Annotated in this window: 4 protein-coding genes; all 4 read left to right on the top strand. The window is 59.0% G+C overall.

All coding sequences use genetic code 11. The annotated features are described in order from the left end of the window. Nucleotides 1-262 precede the first annotated feature (262 nt). Entirely contained in the window at nucleotides 263-430 is a 168-nt protein-coding gene (locus EOD15_RS32740; protein WP_013529282.1) for a DUF1328 domain-containing protein, read from the top strand. 178 nt (nucleotides 431-608) lie between these two features. Next, nucleotides 609-1,640 carry a sensor histidine kinase gene (locus EOD15_RS32745; protein ID WP_164748875.1) on the top strand — a complete coding sequence of 344 codons (1,032 nt, stop codon included), beginning with the start codon at nucleotides 609-611 and terminating at the stop codon, nucleotides 1,638-1,640. Further along, on the top strand, nucleotides 1,637-1,951 hold the full coding sequence (locus tag EOD15_RS37110) for a hypothetical protein (protein ID WP_236383520.1): 315 nt from the start codon (nucleotides 1,637-1,639) through the stop codon (nucleotides 1,949-1,951). The genes EOD15_RS32745 and EOD15_RS37110 overlap by 4 nt, the downstream gene beginning before the upstream one ends. Before the next feature lie 120 nt (nucleotides 1,952-2,071). Continuing rightward, nucleotides 2,072-2,398 carry a hypothetical protein gene (locus EOD15_RS32755; RefSeq protein WP_127267715.1) on the top strand — a complete coding sequence of 109 codons (327 nt, stop codon included), beginning with the start codon at nucleotides 2,072-2,074 and terminating at the stop codon, nucleotides 2,396-2,398. Nucleotides 2,399-2,488: the final 90 nt, after the last annotated feature.

A 2,488-nucleotide genomic window follows, 5' to 3' on the forward strand; every position in this document is an offset into this window, starting at 1 on the left:
GTGGAGGAATTGAGGAATTGAGGAATTGAAGGCGATAGCCTCGCTCGCCGATTTCTCCAGATCATCAAAATCGTCAATTCATCAATTCCTCAATTCTTCAATTCTTCACTTCGGGCCGCCTGATCCACGCATCGGGCGGTGAGGGCGAATTTCCTGCGCGTCCGGCTGCCGAACGAATTGCAAGCTCGGTCTTTTTCGGCAAAAGCTGGGAACAAACCGCAACCACCCACGTTTTTATCGCATCATTCGAAGGAGATGCATCATGCTTTACTGGGCGCTCGTATTTCTCGTCGTTGCGATCATCGCCGGCGCGCTTGGTTTCGGCGGCATCGCCGGTACATCTGCAGGCATAGCGCAGATATTGTTTTTCATCTTCCTCGCTTTCCTGGTCATTTCGCTTCTTGCGGGCCTGTTCAAAAGGGCTTCGTAAAGACGGACGGCCGAACACTGGAAGCCGCACCCCTCAAACGGTTTCCAGCCACCGCCGGGCGGTGTCCTTCAAAGGACGCCGTCCGGCGGACCGTTTTTTGGCGGCGGGTTCGGGAAACCTCTTTGGAACCCATTCACCGGTGAGCCGTTCAGCCTGAATTGGGTGGACAGTTTGGCCGATGGGTTCCAGGACCGGAAACAGGAAGGACGACGTGCAAAGCGATGAAGTCATCGCCCTCCATCCTGCCGAAAGCGGCATGCAGCTCGGCCGCGCCCTTCTTCACGCGTTGCACAATGCCGGCATTTCCGTTCTCTACCAGGATCGCGAGATGAAAACCGTATGGGCGCGCAACATGCGTGCGCCCTGGGTTTCGGACACCGCCGACAGCATCGGTATTCTGCCGGAGGCGCAGGCCGACCGCATCGGCGCGGCCAAGCGCGACGTCATTGCATCCGGCAACCCCCAACGTCTCGAGATCAGCGTTCCCGTCGAGGATGGCAGCCGCTGGTTTGAGGTCTGGATCGATGCCGACCACGGCGACGGCGGCACGGTGCAAGGCGTCGTCACCACGATGGTCGAGACGACCGAGCAGAAGCGCCGTGAGCAGACCCTGACGACGCTGTTGCGGGAGGTGAGCCATCGCTCGAAAAACCTGCTGGCGATCATCCAGAGCATAGCCACCCAGACCGGTCGCTACTCCGACAGCATCGGCGATTTCCTGACACGTTTTCGCGGCCGGCTGCAATCGCTGGCTTCGTCCCAGGATCTCGTGACCTCTTCCAACTGGCGGGGCGCCGCACTTCGCGAACTCGTATCGGGCCAGGTGGGCCGCTACGGCGGCGATCCGGTTCGCAGCCTGAGGTTTCAGGGGGCCAACCCCTATCTCAATCCCAACGCTGCCCTGCATATCGGCCTTGCGATGCATGAACTCGCCGTCAATTCGGTGAGCTATGGCGCCCTGTCGCGGCCCGATGGATTCGTCAATGTTACAGCCAACCTGACCGCCGCCGACACGGGAACCTCCCTGTCGTTGACATGGGCCGAGGCAATCGGAGCCAGTGATGTCAGGCGTAGCGAGAAGCGCTTCGGCAGCGTCGCACTCGAACGGGTCGTGCCGGCGTCACTGAACGGAACGGCGACGCTCGAAATCGCGGCTGGCCGTCTCGAGTACCGCCTTGTCGTTCCACACGGCAATTTCGAGACGGATTGAGCGACCCGAGCTTTCTTAACCAGCTGTTCACCATAAAAGCAGATGCTGTTTTTCCCAGATACCGCTGGAACCTGTTGCATCACCGAACATTTCCGCAGCAGGATTTGCAGCATGGTGCGGGAGGGAATGCCTTGACGGTTGCCGATATGAACAGACTGGAGCAGGCCGCCCGGATTTCCATGGGCGAGTTTGAGGACTCCGAGTCATCCGCGCCACCGCTGGCCCCTGTCCCCAACGGAGCCTTGCGCCTTGTTGCGTTGGCCTTGGTGGCGGTGATCGTGGTGGTCGCCCTGTACCAGCTGGTCTATTGAGGCCAGCTCGTTTCGGCCGGCGACAGAATCAATTGTCGCCGTCTTATTTCCCTGCCCGGCCAGCGCGCCAGGAACTTTGGCTTATGTGGACCGTTACTATGGCGAGAGGACTTTCCCGCCATGGAACATATCGCTGCATTGCTGCTGGTCATCGGTTGCTCGAACACGATGGCCGACTGCCGTGAACTCCAGGTGCCCGTCAGCATTTTCGCGACCGCCGAGCAATGTGTGGCCGAGCGCCCATTCGTCTTGGGCGACGTGCAAGGGCAGGCTGATCACATCGTCGCCAAATGTCTTGCCGTCGATCCGGTGCTTGAAGACGACTATGATCAGATCGTCTGGAACGTGCGCGCCGATGGTACGCTTGACGCTTCTTTGGCAATTTCCAGCCTGGTAATGGCGTCGAACGCGGCAGGCCCAGAAAAAGACTATCTTCACCAACAATAGATTGCAGCAGCAAAGGCCGTCATTTCATGCTAAATGGCAGCTGGAGCTTTACCAAGTGAGGACAAAAAGTGAGGAGTGACTCTATGCGGA

Source organism: Mesorhizobium sp. M7A.T.Ca.US.000.02.2.1, assembly GCF_003996995.1.
Classification (GTDB): domain Bacteria; phylum Pseudomonadota; class Alphaproteobacteria; order Rhizobiales; family Rhizobiaceae; genus Mesorhizobium.